Source organism: Aequorivita sp. 609 (genome assembly GCF_014212065.1).
Taxonomy (GTDB): domain Bacteria; phylum Bacteroidota; class Bacteroidia; order Flavobacteriales; family Flavobacteriaceae; genus Aequorivita; species Aequorivita sinensis.
This window is the reverse complement of the sequence record NZ_JACJVM010000034.1, coordinates 337,817-354,180: the sequence shown is the minus strand read 5'-3', so window position 1 is coordinate 354,180 and position 16,364 is coordinate 337,817. Positions and strand designations below refer to the sequence as shown.

Here is a 16,364-nt window from a genome sequence, read left to right as displayed (position 1 = left end):
AAACGTTCTATCTAAACAATTCTTGTTACCTTTGCCAAACTAAAATCTATGAATTATGACTAGTTTATTTTTACCTTTTATCGCTATAGGGCCTTGGCAGATTGTATTGATTGTTGTGATTGTACTACTGCTTTTTGGTGGAAAGAAAATCCCAGAGCTTATGCGCGGTTTGGGTAGTGGTCTTAAAGAATTTAAAGACGCTTCCAAAGAAGACGAAACTCCAGAGAAAAAAATTGACGAAACCAAATAACTTTCGTTGTTATATTTAATAAAAAGAGCCTTTCAGTTTAAAATTGAAAGGCTCTTTTTGTATTTATGCTCTTCCAGTGTTTTTAATACAGGAAGCGTTTTAATTTTTTACTCAAACTTAGCTGTATTTAAAATAGATTCTAGCTCAAATTGTAGATCTCTCTTAGATGCTCGAGGCGCATAGGTAAAACCTTCTAATATTAAATAGCGATTGTTCTTTTCATCTTTAACCGCATAGTTAATAAATGGCCCGCCCATCCAAGCATCTTTCACCTCCCAAGTTCCCTTGGTCTCATAAGCAAATTTGCCGTCAATAGTCGTTTTAAACAAATATGGGGCGTAAGCATCTTCGGTAATAAAAGCACTATCGTCTTCAACAGGTAGTAATTTACTTCCTATCGAATCGCGAATGTTTATAATATCTCCTACAGCCGTACTGTCGTTCTTAATCATATCTAACGGTACAGGATAGATTAATATGTTGGTAGTTCCATCTTTTAAATCCTTTCGAAGCCAGAAAAACTCATCTGTTGCTTTTGCAATGCGATATGCCGTAGGAACTTTTAAACTAACCCCCATCAAACTCTTTAAAGTGTCTAATTTTAGCAATGAAATTGAGGTTCTTCTTTGACGTTCTTTTATTTCGGACTTATAAAAAGATTCGATAATCTTATCGGCGTTTTTATTGATAAGCTCTACCAATTTTTCTTCTGAAGTAGCCTTTATTATGGCCCCTGTTTGCGGCTTGGCATATTCATTAGTAGCAAGTGTAACCTTATCCTCATTTCCTAAGGTAACATATAGAAAAAGCCTGTTACTACGTGCAAAACCAGTAAATATTTCAGGCTGCAATTGATTCATTGAAAACAATGGCTCATCTTGAGGAAGGCCATCTGCAGGAGCTGCAAAATGTTTGCGAATTGCCTCCCCTGTTGCACCATTCCACAAGTCGTTAGGAGTTATAACTTGAAGAGCGTTTATATTCCCAACAGAATCAGGAACAAGGGATTTGTCTTTCTTTCCATTGTCGGTACAAGAGGTAAAAACAAATAAAAACGAAAGCAGTAATACGAATGTTGATCTCATTAAAAGGATATTTTAGGGAACTATCCTTTATAAATTTTAAGTTTAGTTCCGGGCTTTATATTATTACCACTAATATCGTTCCATTTTTTGAGGTTCTGTACTGAAACACCAGGAAATTTTTGAGAAATAGTCCATAATGAGTCACCACTTCTAACTGTGTAAGTTTTTTCGGCCGTGTTAGTTCTTTTTGCAGGCGCATTGCTTGCTATGTCTTGAGGGTTCTTTTTAGGATAAATAATTAAATTTTGACCTACTTTCAAGTTGTTGCTTCGCATCCCATTCCAATTCTTAATTTGGCTAACTCCTACACCATATCGCTGGGCAATTTTTCCTAAGAAATCTCCTCTTCGTACGCGATAACGAACCTTTTCAGGTTGATCGTACATTTCTGGAGCCTCTTCTTCTACATTTTCCTGTTCTTTATTAAGATGTGCATAAATAGCATCTTCATTGTTTACAAACGTACCAACTGATGTTAATGGCAATCTAAGAGTATAGTTTTCTCCTTTAACTACAGGAATAATCCCTAGTTTATAGGCAGGATTTAAAAACTCCAATTCTTCTATGTCTAGGTTTGTGAATTTTGAAACTTGATCTAATGTAATTTGTTGCTTTACTCTAATAGTATCTGTAGCTACGTATGGTATCCTCGCTGCTTGCTTTTTAAAACCGTGTTCTTCGGCATATTCAAAGATGTACATTGTCGCTAAGAAAGCAGGGACATATCCCGCCGTTTCACGTGGAAGAAAGCTGCGTAAATCCCAATAGTTTGTTCTTCCGCCAGAACGACGGATTGCCTTTGATACATTCCCAGGTCCTGAATTATAAGCTGCAAGTGCCAAATCCCAATCATTAAAACTGTTATTTAGGCTTTTTAGGTATTTACAAGCTGCCTCGGTAGAACGAATAGGGTCTGATCGCTCATCTACGTATGAATTTACATCCAATCCAAACATCTTTCCTGTAGGATACATAAACTGCCATAACCCGGTTGCCCCAACCCTAGACTTAGCCGATGGATTAAGCGCAGATTCAACAATTGCTAAGTATTTTAATTCTAACGGAAGATTGTGCTTGTCTAATTCCTGTTCAAACAGTGGGAAGTAGTACTCACTTAAACCCATTAATCGCTCAATTCCGCGACGTCTGTTTTTTAGGTATTGCTTAATCACACTTTCTAATGAAGGGTTGTACTCAACATTAAAAGGTGTGCGAGCATCTAGCTCTTTTAAACGTTGCTTTAAGACTTCAGTAGGAAGTTCTTCGTATTCAACAGGCTCGTATTCTTGGTTTACAATGCTATTATAGATATCGTCAAAAAGATCGGATTTGTAAAGCTCCTTAAGCCACAAACTATCCTTTTTTCTGGCCAATGCCATATCTTTTAGATTGTATACAATACTATCTTTAACTCCTGTAGCAACAATTGTGGTTGGTAAATCACTAGAAATTTTAGTGACTTTAATAGAGTCAACAACTTTGATTTTTTTAGTATCAATACTTTTGCTCTGTTTCTTTCCTTGTTGTGCAAAACTCATACTGAAGGCTAGCATCAACATGAGTGGAAGGATTTTATTAACTTTCATTAGCTTGGTGCAATAATAATTTCGGCAAATTTGCCTGATTAATTTTTAAGCAGAATTGTTTATCAATACTCAAGTATAGATAACGCAAATTATGCCATTTAATTATTTCAAAAATAACGTTTTTGCGAAATTATGCAATTTTAGCGTTTCGAGCTACTAAGTATTTGATATTTAACGTTTCTACATTAAAGCTTTTATACCCGGTAAACTCTTACCTTCAAGCATTTCTAACATTGCTCCACCTCCTGTAGAAACATAACTTACTTTGTCACTTAATTTAAATTTGTGAACTGCAGCAACAGAATCACCTCCTCCAACTAATGAAAAAGCACCGCTTTTTGTTGCTTTGGCAATATTAAAGCCTAAGGTTTTAGTACCTTCTTCAAATTTTTCCATTTCAAAAACTCCTACAGGACCGTTCCACAGTATCGTTTTTGATTCAGAAATTACGTTACCAAATAACTCATTGGTTTTAGGACCAACGTCTAACCCCATCCATCCGTCAGGGATATTGTTTACTTCTTCAATTTTAGTATTGGCAAATTCAGAAAAACTATCAGCAATTACAGCATCTACAGGTAAATGCACTTGTACCGATTTACTTTTTGCCATTTCTAAAATTTCAAGGGCAAGGTCTTGTTTGTCTTCTTCTACTAAAGAGCTTCCAATTTTTCCACCCTGCGCCTTTATAAATGTAAAAGCCATACCTCCACCAATAATCAAATGGTCGATTTTATCTAGTATGTTTTCAATAATTGTAATTTTTGAGGAAACCTTAGCACCACCAATAACCGCTGTTACCGGTTTTACATTTGTTTCTAATACTTTTTTCACGTTTTCAACTTCGGAAGCAAGTAGTAGCCCAAAACATTTATTTTCAGGGAAAAAATCTGCAATTACCGCTGTTGAAGCGTGAGCGCGATGCGCAGTTCCAAAGGCATCATTTACATAAACATCGCCAAGCTTTGACAACTTTTCAGCAAATTCGCGATCGCCCTTTGTCTCTTCTTCATAATATCTAAGATTCTCTAACAAAATAATTTCGCCAGATTTACAGTTATTAACCGCTTCCTCAGCTTTTGGACCTATACAATCATCAACAAATTGAGCTTGTACTCCAAGAATTTCAGATAAGGTTTTTACGATATGTTTTAATGAAAACTCCTCTTCTCTATTTTTTGGTCTTCCTAAGTGAGACATTAAAATACAACTTCCACCATCTTCCAATATTTTTAATATAGTTGGTTTTGATGCACGAATACGTGTTGTATCTGTTACATTGAAGTTTTCGTCGAGTGGTACATTGTAGTCAACTCGAATTAATGCTTTCTTTCCTTTAAAATTGATATCGTTTACAGTTTTCATAAGCTGAATTTTGAAATGCAAATATACCCTTTTAGAAGATTTATGCGGAACGAATTACTTTCATTTTCCCATTTGTAAGAAATAGGACTCGGAAAAACTTCAAAATGAAAAAAAACCGTAAAATTGATTAGATTTGCGAATGGATTTTTCAGAAGTAATAGGACAAAAGCATTTAAAGTCGCATCTTATAAAAACCATTGAAAATGGTCGTATTCCACACGCACAATTATTTGAAGGTGTAAACGGAAGCGGATTACTCCCTATGGCAATTGCTTACGCTGCCGAATTGCTGTGTATTAATTACGAAGAAGGAAGTCCAGAATATACTGCTTGTAAGAGCAAGGTTTCAAAATTATCGCATCCTGATTTACATTTCGTATATCCAGTAAATACTAGTGATATAGCAAAAAAGAATGCTATTTCTGACAATTACTCAGACGAATGGCGAAAATTTGTTTTGAACAATCCATATGCCTCACTTTTTGAGTGGTTACTACACATTGGTATTGAAAAAAAACAAGGTAACATTAGTAAGTATGAAGCGGAAAATATCGCGAAAAAACTCTCTTTAAAATCCTTTCAAGGTGGTTATAAAGTGATGATAATTTGGATGGCCGAGAATATGAATGTCGAATGCGCCAATAAAATTTTGAAACTAGTTGAAGAACCTTCAGATAAAACTGTTCTTCTCCTACTAACCGAACAAGAGGAACAAATAATAACGACTATTAGATCTCGTTGTCAAAAGCTTTCCTTTCCCCTTCTTTCTGAAGCCGATATTTCTGAAGAATTAATTCTAACCCAAAATATTTCTGAATCTTTAGCACAAAATACTGCGCGTAAAGCCCAAGGAGATTACAACAAAGCTTTACAACTGCTAGATGAAAGTGGGGAGGACGAGATTTTTGAAAAATGGTTTATCACATGGGTTCGAACTGCATTTAGAGCTAAAGGAAACAAGGGTGCTATAAATACATTATTGTCTTGGAGTGATGAACTTGCTGGACAAGGACGTGAAACTCAAAAGAAATTTTTGATGTATTGTAATGAAGTGTTTAGACAAGCTCTTCTAAAAAACTACCAAGCTGAATCACTTTTATTTTTTGAAGCTAAGGACAAAACTTTTTCTCTTCCAAAATTTGCTCCCTTTGTTCATCAGAATAATATTTTTGAAATTAATTCTGCACTTGAAGATGCTTCTTATCATATTGAGCGAAATGGAAATGCAAAAATTATCTTCACCGATCTTTCTATAAAATTAACCCGACTTATTCACCGCTCCGAGCAAGCATAAATATTTTTTATTAAAATTTAATTTTAATTGATATTTATTATTAAAAACGGCTTCGTTAGGCTGTTTTTAACGAAGAAACGAAAATTTTTAAAGGCAATAACCGTATGCAGCTTGAAAACGCATTAAAAGCGCTTATTTTGCTTTTTTGAAGGAATAAATGTGCGAAGAATACTCTTTAGAATGTTTAGCGCTTAAATTTGACTTAAGTCCTATCCAAAAAGCTTTTAATGAAAATTTATTTCCTGTTTTATATTTCTCGGAAAGTAGACTCACGTAAAACGAATCGAATATCATCGGTTTAATTTTATGAAGCGTAAACTCGTTAGCAAATATTTTTTCAATTGAAGTTTTTGAAAAATGCCAAAGGTGACGAGGCACATCATAAGCAGCCCAATATTCTTTATAATATTTGGCATCGTAACTTTTGAAATTAGGAACTGCAATTATTAAAGTTCCATTCGGTTTTACCAAATTGGATAATTTGATAACCGTTTCCTCCAAATTAGGAATATGTTCCAAAACGTGCCAAAGTGTAACGACATCAAATTGATTTCCGACAAATTTATCTAAATTGGATTCTAATTCGATCCCTTTTTCGGAAGCTAACTTTAAAGCATTTTTATTAGGTTCGACTCCGGAAACTTTCCATCCATTAGTTTTAGCTGCAATCAAAAAATCTCCCGTTCCTGCTCCTACATCCAATAATGAACCAACGCCATTATTTTCCGTAGCAATTAAATTTGTCTTATTTTTTAAAGACCATTTTTTTACAGTTTGATATAGAAATGAAAGTACTCCCCTTTTCTCATCGGTGTGCGAAATGTACTCTTCGCTTTCATAATATTTATGAAGATCTTCTTCCTTAGGTTGTGGTACTGTTTTCAGAAAATCTAATTCTTCATTATATATCAAATTAAAGGTCTCTCCTGAGACCAAATAATCTTTTACCGATAAGTGTATTTTAGAATTAGTTTCCAATCAAAAACGAATTATATTAAATAAGATATTAGTGTTCCACGTGAAACAATGTTGTTATCGTCCCATATATACTAACAAAACAGAAACGTCATTTGGAGAAACACCGCTAATTCTTGAAGCTTGTGAAACGGTAGCTGGTCTTATTTTGGTAAGTTTTTCTCTTGCTTCATAAGAAAGAGATTTCAACTTTGAATAATCAAAAGACTCAGGAATTTTTAAACCTTCTAAACGATTCAATTTATCGGCGTTATTTTTTTCCTTAGCAATATACCCTGAATACTTAACTTGGATTTCTGCTTGTTGAATCATTTCAGAATCTAATTCATTTTCTTGAATAAACTCCTTCACCGATTCAATTTGCTTCATATCCTCCATTGTTATTTCTGGACGAGAGAAAAACTTAAACATCTTATCACTCTGAGTAACTAGGGCAGAATTCTTTTCTTCGAAAATAGGATTAATTTCTTCTGGTGCGGAACTTGTCTCCTTAAAAAACTGAACAAAAGCTTCAGACTTTTCTTTTTTATCTTCCATCTTTCTCATACGACTTTCGTCGGCCAAACCAATCGCAAAGGATTTTGGTGTTAAACGGAAATCGGCATTATCTTGTCTTAATAACGTTCTGTATTCTGCACGAGAAGTAAACATTCTATATGGCTCTTCTGTACCTTTTGTAATTAAGTCGTCTATTAAAACACCAATATAAGCCTCGTTACGTTGAAGAATAAAAGGATCTTTTTCATTAATTTTTAGGTGAGCATTTATCCCAGCCATTAGTCCTTGAGAAGCTGCTTCTTCATATCCAGTTGTACCGTTTATCTGGCCAGCAAAATATAAACCAGAAACAAGCTTAGTTTCTAGGGTGTGTTTTAATTGTGTTGGTGGGAAATAATCGTACTCAATAGCATAACCTGGACGGAAAAATTTCACATTTTCAAAACCTCTAACTTGGCGTAAGGCTTTAAACTGAATATCCTCAGGTAAAGAAGTTGAAAAACCATTGATATAATATTCAACAGTATTCCATCCTTCGGGCTCTACAAAAAGTTGATGTCTGTCTTTATCAGCAAAACGATTTATCTTATCTTCTATTGAAGGACAATAACGCGGACCAGTACTTTGAATCGCTCCGTTAAACATTGGTGATCTATCAAAACCTTCTCTTAAAATATTATGTACATCCAAACTTGTATGACTCATATGACAAGATCGTTGTTTGGTTAAAGGTTTTGTTAGGTCTGTAAATGAAAATTTTTCTGGCACATCATCTCCAGGTTGAGGAATCATTTTGGAAAAATCTAACGATCGACCATCTACTCTAGGTGGGGTTCCTGTTTTCATTCTTCCTGCTTCAAAACCTAAATCGGTTAAATCTTTAGTTATTCCTGTCGATGCTTTTTCACCAGCTCGTCCTCCTCCAAATTGTTTTTCACCGATATGAATTAAACCATTTAAAAAAGTACCATTTGTAAGCACAACACTTTTGGCTTTAATTTCTAAACCTAGAGAAGTTCTTACTCCTTTTACAATTCCATTTTCAACTATAATACCAGAGATCATCTCTTGATAGAAATCTAGATTTGGAGTTTGCTCTAACATCAACCTCCAAGTTTCAGCAAAACGCATTCGGTCACTCTGAACTCTCGGACTCCACATTGCAGGTCCTTTAGATTTATTAAGCATCTTAAACTGTATAGCAGATTTGTCGGAAACAATTCCGCTATAACCTCCTAGTGCATCTATTTCACGAACTATTTGACCCTTTGCAATTCCACCCATAGCAGGATTGCAACTCATTTGAGCAATGGTCTGTAAATTCATGGTAACTAAAAGAGTCTTAGAACCTAAGTTAGCAGCTGCGGCCGCGGCTTCTGAACCTGCATGACCAGCACCAACTACAATAACATCATATTCACTTTCAAACATATATTCTTTCAATTGTTCCACGTGGAACATTTAGTATTCTTATTAAAAAAGGGGTGCAAAATTACAATAATAATCTAACATTAAACAAGTTAGATAAAGAAACATCCATTTACGGATGTAAAAGAGATAAAGCTTCATTTTCTTTGTTACGCATTAAAGCTTCCTCTTCATCTGTTTTGTCTTTATAACCACAGAAATGAAGAATTCCGTGAATCATTACACGGTGTAATTCTTCTTCAAAACTATTATTAAAATCTTTTGCGTTATCCTGAACTCGTTCAACAGAAATAAAAATTTCACCATTGATCTGGTTTCCCATTCTGTAATCGAAACTTATTACATCGGTAAGAGTATCGTGATTTAAAAACTCTACATTCAATTTATGCAGAAATTCATCATCGCAAAATATGTAATGAACCTCACCTACTTCGAAACCTTCTGAAGTAATTACATTAGATATCCACTCATTTAAAAGAGTATCGTTGTCTAATTTAAAATCTGTTTCAAAATTAAATTCTATCATTCAGTGTTGCCCTTAAAATAGTCTTGAACTTTATTTTTATAATTCTGGCGCAAAGGTAAGGCCTCGCGATTTAAAATTTCAGTTGTATTAAAGTATTTTTTTATCTCTTCTGGAGACAATTGAATGTTGTTTCTATAATCTTTAAAATTAGTTTCGGCTTCTCTTCTAGTTTCCTGACCTTGCTCAAAATCGGCCTCATCCAATTTTAATAGTTCATATTTAAGATTTAAGATTTCCTGAAGCGTACTTTGGTTAAATCCTTTGTCGAGTAATTGTTGTTCAATTCCTTCCATTTTTTTTAGTAAAGCACCTCCATTCCCATTTAATCCTTCTTTGCTTAATCTATCTTGGAGTTTTTGCCTAAGCTCTTGTTGTTGCTTGTATATTTCAAAAAGTTCACCGTTCATTTCTTCACTATCTCCACTACCTTCTTTATCACCACCGTTTTTATTACCAGACTTCCCATTTTTGCCGTCCTTACCATTTTCACCTTCGCCATCACCTTGACCGTCACCTTCACCCTGGCCCTCGCCTTCACCTTGACCTTCCTGACCTTCTTGCCCTTTATTCATAGCATTCTTCATTTTCTCACCTAAACTTTCTTGTCCTTCAATTATATCTGGAAGCTGAAATTCCTTACCTGAACCTGAACCAGGACTAGGCATACCTTCACCAGAGCCAGAACCCATAGACATAGACATCTGCATTTGCATATTGCTCATAACATCACTTAATAAAACAGCTAAATCGTTGGAACCAGTCATAGTATATTGCTGATTACCAACTCCTTGTCGCATTTGATTCTCTGCAAGACGCTCTAATGATTTGTCCAAATTATACTGAATTTCAATCAAGGAACTCGTTATTTGTGAACCTATCATAGGCTGTCTAAGTGACAAGGCAAATAGGCTATCATCTATATGTTCAAAATTCGTTCTTAAGTCGTTTTGAATATTCAATTTGATGCCGTAGATAGGATTACCGTATTCAATTTTCTTAAAATCTTCCATTAAATTCTCTTGTTTAAAAGAAAACACGACAAGGTTATCTACTATCTGGCGAACCATTTTTAGGTCTTCTTCCATAGATTCCATCCCACCTGATTGCATTTGCATCTGTTTACTCATTTCTTTCATCTTCTCACCAGCCTTCTTTTGACTTTTTCCAGCTTCACTTGGTTTCTGATCTTCAAGTTTATCAGTTGCTTTTTGTTGCTCTTGTTCGACTTCTTGCTCCCCGGCTTTATCTTGAGGAATATCCATTGGGGACTTTAAACCTTCATTTTCCTTTTGAAGCTCATCCATTTGCTTTTGATAATCTTCAAACTTTTTGTTGAGTTGTTCTTGCGCTTCTTTTGTGTTTTCACTTTCAGGTTTGTCGGCAAGTTTCTCTTGCTCTTCCCCCATTTTGAACAGCTCCTCAGCAAGTTTTTCCGCTTTCTTTTCTACGTAATACCTCTTGGTTAACTCTACAAGTTGTTCTAAATTTTTCTCTTGATTTTTATTTTGCTTAGCTAACTTTTCTAGTTTATCTGTAAGCTCTTCTTTGTTTATTTTATCTTGAAGTTTTTCGAGCTCTTCTAATAATTTTTCGTTTTCTTTTAACCGCTCTTCATTTTCCTCAAGACGCTTTTGTAATTCTTCTTTAAATGGATCGTTTTCTTTATTTTCAGGCTGGAAATTATCTAGCTCCTTTTTCATTTCTTCTGAAAAATTCTTCATCATTTCCTCCTGCTGCTTCTGACGCTTAATAAAGTTCTCAAGTTTTTTCTTGTCGTTATAATTAAGCTCGTTTTTTTCTTTTTGCATTCTAGATAACTCATCAAGAGATTCCTTTTGTTCTTTTAAATCATCCAATGATTTATCTAAACCTTTGATAGCGTCTTGTTGATTTTTTAGCTGCTCATCTTCAAATTCACTCTTTGTTAATTTTCTAAAAGAATAAACTGAAGATTTAGACGATTTGTAATTGTGAATTACATCGTTGTCAAAAACTTCAAAATAATATTCATAAGCTACACCTTCTTCTAATTCTAAATTACCTGGAAATAAATACGTAAATTGGTCGAAATTCGTCTTGTTAATAGGTAATGCTTCTGTTTTAGCGAGTTTCTCTTCTCCTTCAGGGAAATACACCAACCGCAGTTTAGTAAGCCCGTAATCGTCTGAAATCTGGCCAAGAAATAAAACACGTTGAATATCAGCGCTATCTTGTTTAGACTGAACGCTAATTTCTGGATATTGATCTTTTACGACATTTAAAGTAAAAGCAAGATTTTCATATTCTTTTAATTTTTCATTAGATGTAGTAATGGTGTAGTCTAATTTATTGTAAACTGCTTTTTCAAAATGAAAACTTTGATTTTTTGGCACAAAGGAATAGCTTGTATCAGCAGTTTTTAAGGAAACAAACTCGGTGTTTTTAGTTATAAGATTCCATCTAACTCTAGTTCCCTCCGGGATTGTAGCATTTCCGGTGCTTTTTAAGGTTTCATCTCGCTTTCCTGTATAGGAAGGATAGTCTAAAACCATTTCGTAATTAAGTAAAGAAGGTGTTTTAACAACATCTAATACATATTGACGAGAAGTAACTTTATTCGCTTTTAAATTAAAAGAAATATTCTCAACAGGTTGTTGGAAAGTGTATTCAAAAGTTCCTGGCATTGTTTGCTGCATATAGTACGATTCACCATTGTAAATGATACTCGCATTTTCAGGAACTGCCGAACCTTCCGCTCTAACTTTTAACACAAAAGAACTGTTTTCGATTGCATTGAGATTTTCATTTAATACAAAAAAAGAAAATGGCGCTGGTGGTTCAAATGCTGTGTCGTAATGAACAACGCGCTTATAACTACTAGAAAAAATATCAGTTCCTCCTAAAGAACTAAATAAAAGAAATATTAAAACAGGAATTGCTGCATATTTCAAGTATTTAGCATTCTTTTTAAAATTTATAGCACTTTTAAATGGAATTGGTTGTAGTTCTGAAGCTTTTTGATCTATACTGGCTGCAAGCAATTCACTTTCGTGCTTGTTGTGATTAAGTTGAATTACATTTAGTAGTTTATCACTAACCTCAGGAAAATGATTTCCAATAATTCTTGATGCTTCCTCATAATTAATACCTTTTTGAAGTTTAAAAAGCTTCGCAAGTGGGAAAGCGATAAATCGAATAAATAAGCTTATTTCAACAATTATAAATGTCCAAAATAAAATACGCCTTCCTAACGGATTTAGCCAAAGGAAGTATTCAACCAATAGCGTAATTAGGAGGTACAACAGTCCAATGGCAAAGAAAAGGATGCTTCCTTTTATAAGCTCATTGGTGTAGTATTTCCTAATAAATTCCTCCAGCTTTTGCTGAATGATACTAAAGGTGCTCATAATTGTGCTTAATGATATTCAAATCTTCTAAATTACAATAAATTTTGCTCTCTATAAGGTACAAATATTGCTCCAAAAAAAGAAACAAACCGCAGGCACCAATAGCTTTAATATGAGACACCATAATTGTACCTTTGCAACTTCATAAAAAGAATGCATATTATGTCAGAAAAAGTTCGGGTACGTTTTGCCCCTAGTCCAACAGGGCCTTTACATATTGGAGGTGTACGCACCGCATTGTACAACTATTTATTTGCAAAAAAACACGGAGGTGATTTTCTCCTTAGAATTGAAGACACCGACCAAAACCGTTATGTAGAAGGCGCTGAGCAATACATTATTGAAGCTTTAAACTGGTTAAATATTCCTTACGATGAGGGTCCAAATAAAGAAGGTAATTGTGCTCCATACCGCCAAAGCGAAAGAAAAGAGCTCTATAAACAATATGCAGATGCGTTAATAGAGTCTGGAAATGCATATTATGCTTTTGATACTTCAGATGAACTTGATGCACATCGCAAAGACCACGAAGAAAAAGGAAAAACCTTTATTTATAACTGGCATAACCGTTTGAAGTTGAATAATTCTTTGGTTTTATCGGCTGAAGAAACGCAACAAAAAATTGAGAACGGAGATGAGTATGTAATTCGTTTTAAGTCACCAGAAAATGAAATGCTAATGCTTCACGATATTATTCGCGGCGGTATTCAAGTAGATTCAAACATTCTTGATGATAAGGTTTTGTTTAAAAGTGATGGAATGCCAACCTACCACTTAGCAAATATTGTAGACGACCATTTAATGAATATTACTCACGTAATTCGAGGAGAAGAATGGTTGCCATCCTTGGCATTACACGTTTTATTATATCGTGCATTTGGCTGGAAAGCTCCTGAATTTGCTCACTTACCTCTAATTTTAAAACCAACTGGAAACGGAAAATTAAGCAAGCGAGACGGAGATAAAATGGGCTTCCCTGTATTTCCATTACAATGGAAAACTGCGGAAGGAGATATATTCTCAGGCTACCGTGAAGATGGTTATTTACCTGAAGCAGTAGTAAATATGTTGGCCTTTTTAGGATGGAATCCCGGCACTGAACAAGAAATTTTTAGTTTAGAAGAATTGGTTGAAGCTTTCGAATTAGAACGTGTACATAAGGCAGGTGCAAAATTTGATCCTGAAAAGACAAAATGGTTTCAGAATCAGTATTTACAAAAGGTTGACGACGCAACACTCTCAGAAGATTTTATTAAATTCTTAAAAGAAAAAAGTGTATCGACTGATACTGGCCTAGACATAACTAAAATTGTTTCAATTTTAAAAGAGCGCGCAACGTTTGTAAGTGATCTTTGGGAGCAAGGAAGTTTCTTTTTTGAAGCACCTACTAATTACGATGAAAAGGCTTCAGCTAAAGCATTTAAAGAAGAAACACCTAAATTACTTCAAAAAGTAGTCAATATTATTGAAAATGAAGAAGATTTTTCAGCAGAAACTCTTTCAGAAAAAGTAAAAGGTTGGATTACATCTGAAAATATAGGATTTGGAAAAGTAATGATGCCTTTACGATTATCACTAGTAGGTGAAATGAAAGGACCAGATGTTTTTGAAATTCTTTCAATTTTAGGAAAGAAAGAAGGCGTAGCTCGAATAAATAAGGCAATTGAAACAATAGCTTAATAATTGCTAAAATTTTGTACCTTAAACAACTAATTATTATCAATTAAAATTAAATATATGGGTTATGCTATTGTAGTGCCAATTTTACTCCTTGGTTTATTTATTATTTTAGGTGCATTTTTTACAGTTAAACAACAAACTGCCGCTATAATAGAGCGATTCGGAAGATTTCAAAGTATGAGAAATTCTGGATTACAGTTTAAAATACCCTTTATAGATCGAATTGCAGGAAGAATAAATTTGAAAATTCAACAACTTGATGTAATAGTTGAAACGAAAACTAAAGATGATGTTTTTGTTAGACTAAAAATATCAGTTCAATTTCAAGTATTAAAACTGAAGGTTTACGATGCTTTTTATAAGCTTGAAAACCCACACGATCAGATTACCTCTTATGTTTTTGACGTAGTACGAGCAGAAGTTCCAAAAATGAAGCTGGATGATGTTTTCGAAAGAAAAGATGATGTAGCTATTGCTGTAAAAGCAGAGTTAAACGAAGCTATGAGCGAATACGGTTACGATATTATTAAAACACTCGTTACTGATATTGACCCAGACGTTCAAGTAAAAGCAGCTATGAATAGAATTAATGCTGCAGAACGTGAAAAAGTAGCTGCAGAATTTGAAGCTGAAGCGGAACGTATTAAAATTGTTGCTAAGGCACGTGCTGAAGCTGAAAGCAAGCGTTTACAAGGACAAGGTATTGCCGATCAACGTCGTGAAATTGCACGTGGACTTGAAGAAAGTGTAGATGTATTAAACAATGTTGGAATCAACTCGCAAGAAGCATCGGCGCTAATTGTAGTTACACAACATTACGACACACTGCAATCTATAGGTGAAGAAACCAATACCAACCTTATCTTATTGCCTAATTCACCACAAGCGGGAAGCAATATGCTTAATGATATGATTGCTTCATTTGTTGCTAGTAATCAAATTGGGGAGGAAATGAAAAAACAAAATCTTAAAAAAGGTATAGTTCCCAAACAGAGAACTAAACGAGAAGCCCCAGAAAGACCTGAAGAAGGAGAAGATTTAAACTATTAATCTTATTATTATATAGTATCCAAAAAAAGCCGTCTCAAAACAAATTGAGACGGCTTTTTTAATATTTTATTTCAAGAATTTTGAAGGCAGTCCTCTATTTAGAAATAAGTTTTAAGTTCAATTAAAAGAAAAAACTTATTTCGTCTTTACAGTTTTAATACCAATTAGCTTATCAACTACTTTTAAAACAAAGGCTTTCTTAATAATTGATGATGCAGTACTAGCAATTAAATTCATTGGTGAAAATGATTCTTTAGCGGTTTCTTTACTTTTAGTAAACCCTAATTTTACTTCTTCAAGGTCTATTTGAGACTTTAAACGCAAGTATTTCAGATCTCTATCTATTTCTTCGAAAGTAGTGTATCTCTTCATAGTAACAATATTAAAGATTCATTTCTTTAAGCCTATCTTCTGCTAGAGTATCATTTTTAAGGATATCTTGATAATCTTCAATCTCTTGTTCAGCCTTCTCTTTAGGCTCAATATCATCTTCATCGTATAAAATACCGGAGAACTTGTAAAGCATCTTCCGTTCTATTACTTTCTTCCCAAAAACGAACATTAAAAGTAATAGAATACCATAAAATGCACCTATTAGTAGAAAACCTACGTATACATGTTCAAAATAAGTACCTAGCCAAAAGGCTGCACCTACAGAAAGAAAGACTAGAACAAATAGAAAAAGACTACCATAAACTAAAAGATTAACTAGTGATATACTGCCTTTCATAACAGATTTAAACAAGCGGAGTTTATAATACTCCGCAGTGCTTACACCATAATCTTCTATTTTTTCGGTAATCTTATTTAAACTATCTGTTAGATCTTTAAACATATTTACGATACTACTTTTTTCGCAGCTGCTTTAGCTTCATCTAATGTTGAATCAGCTTGTAATTTAGCATTTTGTTTTCTTAAAGCCTCTAGTTTTTCTTCCATTGCCACCAAAATGTCATCTGCTTTATGGCTTGCAGTAGAAAGAGTTTCATTTAGCTTCTGATCGAAACTATAGCGTGCTTTTTGAGCTTTATCACTTAAATTTTTACTAGTTTCTTTAAGTTGCTTATTTAATTTCTTTTGAGTTTTCTTAGCTTCTTTATTTAGCTTATCTCTTGTTTTAGAACCTTTGTCTGGAGCATATAAAATTCCAATTCCTGCTCCGATTGCTGCTCCTGTTAATAAAGCTAGTAGCGTTTGTCCTGTATTATTTGATGCCATTTTTAATTTGTTTTATAGGTTAA

General features: G+C 34.1%; 14 protein-coding genes. 4 read left to right on the top strand and 10 right to left on the bottom strand.

Going from position 1 to position 16,364, the window contains the following annotated elements; genetic code table 11:
* Window positions 1-55: 55 nt before the first annotated feature.
* Window positions 56-250 carry a twin-arginine translocase TatA/TatE family subunit gene (gene tatA, locus H4O20_RS11035; RefSeq protein WP_139854182.1) on the top strand — a complete coding sequence of 65 codons (195 nt, stop codon included), beginning with the start codon at window positions 56-58 and terminating at the stop codon, window positions 248-250.
* Window positions 251-357: 107 nt separating this feature from the next.
* Here tatA and H4O20_RS11030 read toward each other — a convergent pair whose 3' ends face one another.
* From H4O20_RS11030 to pgk, 3 genes are all read right to left on the bottom strand, one after another.
* Window positions 358-1,335, bottom strand: coding sequence for a DUF4837 family protein (locus H4O20_RS11030; protein ID WP_185099277.1), 978 nt, complete (start codon window positions 1,333-1,335; stop codon window positions 358-360).
* Between the two features lie 20 nt (window positions 1,336-1,355).
* Window positions 1,356-2,921 carry a LysM peptidoglycan-binding domain-containing protein gene (locus H4O20_RS11025; protein ID WP_185099276.1) on the bottom strand — a complete coding sequence of 522 codons (1,566 nt, stop codon included), beginning with the start codon at window positions 2,919-2,921 and terminating at the stop codon, window positions 1,356-1,358.
* Between the two features lie 180 nt (window positions 2,922-3,101).
* The gene (pgk, locus tag H4O20_RS11020; RefSeq protein WP_139854179.1) at window positions 3,102-4,286 is read right to left on the bottom strand and encodes a phosphoglycerate kinase; all 1,185 of its coding nucleotides are present in this window, start codon (window positions 4,284-4,286) and stop codon (window positions 3,102-3,104) included.
* Window positions 4,287-4,425: 139 nt separating this feature from the next.
* On the opposite strand from pgk, the gene H4O20_RS11015 reads away from it, so the two are divergent.
* Window positions 4,426-5,580 (top strand): DNA polymerase III subunit delta', encoded by a 1,155-nt coding sequence (locus tag H4O20_RS11015; RefSeq protein WP_139854178.1) that lies wholly within the window; start codon window positions 4,426-4,428, stop codon window positions 5,578-5,580.
* A 132-nt stretch (window positions 5,581-5,712) separates the two neighbouring features.
* On the opposite strand, the gene H4O20_RS11010 is transcribed toward H4O20_RS11015, so the two are convergent.
* From H4O20_RS11010 to H4O20_RS10995, 4 genes are all read right to left on the bottom strand, one after another.
* A complete protein-coding gene (locus tag H4O20_RS11010) occupies window positions 5,713-6,558 on the bottom strand; it encodes a bifunctional 2-polyprenyl-6-hydroxyphenol methylase/3-demethylubiquinol 3-O-methyltransferase UbiG (protein WP_185099275.1) in 846 nt (281 codons plus the stop codon).
* 54 nt (window positions 6,559-6,612) lie between these two features.
* A complete protein-coding gene (mnmG, locus tag H4O20_RS11005) occupies window positions 6,613-8,484 on the bottom strand; it encodes a tRNA uridine-5-carboxymethylaminomethyl(34) synthesis enzyme MnmG (protein WP_185099354.1) in 1,872 nt (623 codons plus the stop codon).
* A gap of 109 nt (window positions 8,485-8,593) precedes the next feature.
* A complete protein-coding gene (ybeY, locus tag H4O20_RS11000) occupies window positions 8,594-9,007 on the bottom strand; it encodes an rRNA maturation RNase YbeY (protein ID WP_139854176.1) in 414 nt (137 codons plus the stop codon).
* Window positions 9,004-12,393: a DUF4175 family protein gene (locus H4O20_RS10995; RefSeq protein WP_185099274.1), complete on the bottom strand. Its 3,390-nt coding sequence runs from the start codon at window positions 12,391-12,393 to the stop codon at window positions 9,004-9,006. Before H4O20_RS10995 ends, ybeY begins: the two co-directional genes overlap by 4 nt.
* Before the next feature lie 162 nt (window positions 12,394-12,555).
* Between H4O20_RS10995 and gltX the strand changes: the two genes are divergently transcribed.
* Both gltX and H4O20_RS10985 read left to right on the top strand, forming a co-directional pair.
* Entirely contained in the window at window positions 12,556-14,073 is a 1,518-nt protein-coding gene (gltX, locus tag H4O20_RS10990) for a glutamate--tRNA ligase (RefSeq protein WP_139854174.1), read from the top strand.
* A 57-nt stretch (window positions 14,074-14,130) separates the two neighbouring features.
* Entirely contained in the window at window positions 14,131-15,123 is a 993-nt protein-coding gene (locus H4O20_RS10985) for an SPFH domain-containing protein (protein ID WP_139854173.1), read from the top strand.
* Between the two features lie 135 nt (window positions 15,124-15,258).
* On the opposite strand, the gene H4O20_RS10980 is transcribed toward H4O20_RS10985, so the two are convergent.
* From H4O20_RS10980 to H4O20_RS10970, 3 genes are read right to left on the bottom strand one after another with little or no spacing between them, the layout of a single operon-like run.
* Entirely contained in the window at window positions 15,259-15,495 is a 237-nt protein-coding gene (locus H4O20_RS10980; protein WP_139854172.1) for a hypothetical protein, read from the bottom strand.
* Between the two features lie 10 nt (window positions 15,496-15,505).
* Complete coding sequence (locus tag H4O20_RS10975) at window positions 15,506-15,958, bottom strand: phage holin family protein (protein ID WP_139854171.1); 453 nt, start codon at window positions 15,956-15,958, stop codon at window positions 15,506-15,508.
* Between the two features lie 2 nt (window positions 15,959-15,960).
* Complete coding sequence (locus H4O20_RS10970) at window positions 15,961-16,341, bottom strand: YtxH domain-containing protein (RefSeq protein WP_139854170.1); 381 nt, start codon at window positions 16,339-16,341, stop codon at window positions 15,961-15,963.
* Window positions 16,342-16,364: the final 23 nt, after the last annotated feature.

Coding starts and splice junctions, on each gene's coding strand:
- H4O20_RS10995 (WP_185099274.1), bottom strand. CDS start 12,393: ATGAGCACCTTTAGTATCATTCAGCAAAAGCTGGAGGAATTTATTAGG.
- H4O20_RS10980 (WP_139854172.1), bottom strand. CDS start 15,495: ATGAAGAGATACACTACTTTCGAAGAAATAGATAGAGATCTGAAATAC.
- H4O20_RS10970 (WP_139854170.1), bottom strand. CDS start 16,341: ATGGCATCAAATAATACAGGACAAACGCTACTAGCTTTATTAACAGGA.
- pgk (WP_139854179.1), bottom strand. CDS start 4,286: ATGAAAACTGTAAACGATATCAATTTTAAAGGAAAGAAAGCATTAATT.
- H4O20_RS10975 (WP_139854171.1), bottom strand. CDS start 15,958: ATGTTTAAAGATCTAACAGATAGTTTAAATAAGATTACCGAAAAAATA.
- gltX (WP_139854174.1), top strand. CDS start 12,556: ATGTCAGAAAAAGTTCGGGTACGTTTTGCCCCTAGTCCAACAGGGCCT.
- H4O20_RS10985 (WP_139854173.1), top strand. CDS start 14,131: ATGGGTTATGCTATTGTAGTGCCAATTTTACTCCTTGGTTTATTTATT.
- ybeY (WP_139854176.1), bottom strand. CDS start 9,007: ATGATAGAATTTAATTTTGAAACAGATTTTAAATTAGACAACGATACT.
- H4O20_RS11015 (WP_139854178.1), top strand. CDS start 4,426: ATGGATTTTTCAGAAGTAATAGGACAAAAGCATTTAAAGTCGCATCTT.
- H4O20_RS11025 (WP_185099276.1), bottom strand. CDS start 2,921: ATGAAAGTTAATAAAATCCTTCCACTCATGTTGATGCTAGCCTTCAGT.
- H4O20_RS11030 (WP_185099277.1), bottom strand. CDS start 1,335: ATGAGATCAACATTCGTATTACTGCTTTCGTTTTTATTTGTTTTTACC.
- mnmG (WP_185099354.1), bottom strand. CDS start 8,484: ATGTTTGAAAGTGAATATGATGTTATTGTAGTTGGTGCTGGTCATGCA.
- tatA (WP_139854182.1), top strand. CDS start 56: ATGACTAGTTTATTTTTACCTTTTATCGCTATAGGGCCTTGGCAGATT.